The 2,213-nt window shown below is 63.3% G+C and carries 2 protein-coding genes and 1 riboswitch; of the genes, one reads left to right on the top strand and one right to left on the bottom strand.

Going from position 1 to position 2,213, the window contains the following annotated elements; all coding sequences use genetic code 11:
• Positions 1–679: 679 nt before the first annotated feature.
• Complete coding sequence (locus tag QZY03_RS30650) at positions 680–1,045, bottom strand: transcriptional regulator (protein WP_295587971.1); 366 nt, start codon at positions 1,043–1,045, stop codon at positions 680–682.
• A gap of 256 nt (positions 1,046–1,301) precedes the next feature.
• Positions 1,302–1,487, top strand: a riboswitch (yybP-ykoY riboswitch).
• Positions 1,488–1,498: 11 nt separating this feature from the next.
• On the opposite strand from QZY03_RS30650, the gene QZY03_RS30645 reads away from it, so the two are divergent.
• On the top strand, positions 1,499–2,065 hold the full coding sequence (locus QZY03_RS30645; RefSeq protein ID WP_020507073.1) for a TMEM165/GDT1 family protein: 567 nt from the start codon (positions 1,499–1,501) through the stop codon (positions 2,063–2,065).
• The last annotated feature ends 148 nt before the right edge of the window (positions 2,066–2,213 follow it).

The following is a 2,213-nucleotide window of genomic DNA, read 5'->3' as shown; positions in this document are numbered from 1 at the left end:
CGAGGGCAATGACGTCAACTCGCTTGCCGATCAGGATCAGGTGGTAATCTCCCGCCCAGACTGGGAGCGCGTGCTCGCGCAGTTGGCCGCGACCGCCTGAGCGGCCTCGCGCGGCGCTCCGCGCCGCCGCGCCAGGGCCGCCCGCGGCCTGACGGGTTGGTTCCGTGGTCCGGACCCGCTCCCCGCGATTGCCGGTTGCGGCTGGCACGATGATCGAGATCGCCTAAAATGGCCAAAGTCGAGGAGACCTGAACGCCGGAATTTAACCCCTCGTAAATTTTTTGCTCCTCATAACCTTTTGATATTCATGTTATTTACGGCCAGGAGAAATGGCCAAAGTCGAGTACCAGGAAACCTACGCGATAAACGTTTGTTGGACTCATTCGATCTTGGCACGGTGCCCGCTACGGGCGGGGTCTTCTTTAGAGAGAGGGGATTGTATCCCCGATCCCGGGGTTGCCGGCAGGTTCCGGGCGGCACATCAACACTTAGGCGACGGTCAAATCGGCGCAAAGCGGGCATTCGAGGGGGCCGCGGGGCCGACAAGATGAGCGCTTGCGGATCGATTGTAGACCATATTCTGGCGTGTGGGCGAGGCGCGCACAGGGTTTCGAGGTGCCGTCAACCGCCGTCGCTGGGGACGAACGCGGTCCGCACTGGGCCGCTCTGTCGGGTTGCGCTACGCCGCCCCGCGCAGGGCAAAGTCCGCGCGGATCTCCGCAAACGGAACGCATAGCCGGCCGTCCGCGTCGGCCTCGATCAGCCCGGTCTCCAAGAGCACCTGGCAGTCCGCGTCGACACGTTTTGCATCCCGACCCAAGGCGCGGGCCAGGGCAGGCATCTCCAGGGGACCGATGAATTGAAGCCGCTCGATCAGTCCCCAGCGATTCGGTGTCAGCACTCTAAACAGTGCGCCCGGCGACTCGAAGACAAAGACCTCACCCTGATAGTCCCCGTGATGCCAGGCCGCCAGGAAGCGCCTGCGCAGATCGGCCAAGACCGCGTCGGTCTCCCGCTGCACGCGAATCACCGCGGTTCTGGTCATGGGCGTTGCCTCCGAACCTCTGCAAAAAAGTCGTCGATCAGTCGCTCGGGGTGGTGAACCCCATCCCCCCATGTTTGGGTTGGGCTTTTCGGTAGGATGGGCAAAGCGAGAGCGATGCCCATCCTCAAGCGTCGCGGTGGCCGGATGGGCATCGCTCTCGCTCTGCCCATCCTACGCGCGTCTGCAACTACATCACTTTGGACCGCACCCGCCGACGGCCGAAACGATGATCAAGCCCGCCAGCCGTGCTATGCTCTGCGCCGTCTTTGGGGAGTAGCCGCCTTCCGCGCCCGCGAGAAGGGTTTGCATCAACAGACTTGGTCTGACCGCGGGGTCGGGCCATGGTGCAGACAGCCCGATGTGCCTGGCGAGACCTTTGACTGCGGCGCGCCTGCCGGGCTGGCGACGTTCCGTGGTCATTGGCTTTTCTTCGCCGGCCCCCGGAGTCTCTGTTTGGAAGCCTTCCTTGTCTCGACCGGTATTGTCGCTCTCGCTGAGATCGGCGATAAGACGCAACTGCTCGCACTCTGTCTCGCCGCGCGCTTTCGCAAGCCCTGGCCCATCGTTTGGGGGATTCTCATCGCCACGCTCGCCAACCATGGGTTGGCCGCAGCCGTCGGTCAATGGGTTACGGTCTATGTTGGGCCGGATGTCATGCGCTGGATTCTCGGTCTCTCCTTTATCGCGATGGCTTTGTGGATGCTGGTGCCGGATGAACTGGACGCGGATGCGGCGCCGGTCGGGCGCACGCTCGGTGTGTTCGGCGCGACGCTGGTTGCTTTCTTCCTGGCCGAAATGGGCGACAAGACTCAGGTCGCCACGGTCGCTCTGGCCGCGCAGTTCGGCAGTTATTTCTGGGTGGTCGCCGGCACCACGCTCGGGATGTTGCTGGCCAATGTGCCGGTGGTGTTTTTCGGCGACCGGATCACCGCCTGGATACCGACGCGTGTCGTCCATGGCACCGCGGCGGCGACCTTCATTGTGCTGGGGGTGCTGGCGCTGATCGGGTTTGGTCAATGAGCCTGACGCAGCGTGAATGATGCGGTTCGTGCCTGACACTGGTGGCGAATTCTCCCGACCGCGAAGTCTGGAAAGAACCTATCTCACGCCAAGCCCGTAGGTTGGGGTGAGGAACGAACCCCAACGATTGGCGGCCGGGATGTTGGGG

Source organism: uncultured Lamprocystis sp., assembly GCF_903933125.1.
Lineage (GTDB): Bacteria > Pseudomonadota > Gammaproteobacteria > Chromatiales > Chromatiaceae > Thiodictyon.
The sequence above is the reverse complement of the archived record's forward strand: the minus strand, read 5'-3'. Positions and strand labels throughout refer to the sequence as shown.

Excerpts from the sequence above, each read along its gene's own strand:
- QZY03_RS30650 (WP_295587971.1), bottom strand. The coding sequence starts at position 1,045 with ATGACCAGAACCGCGGTGATTCGCGTGCAGCGGGAGACCGACGCGGTC.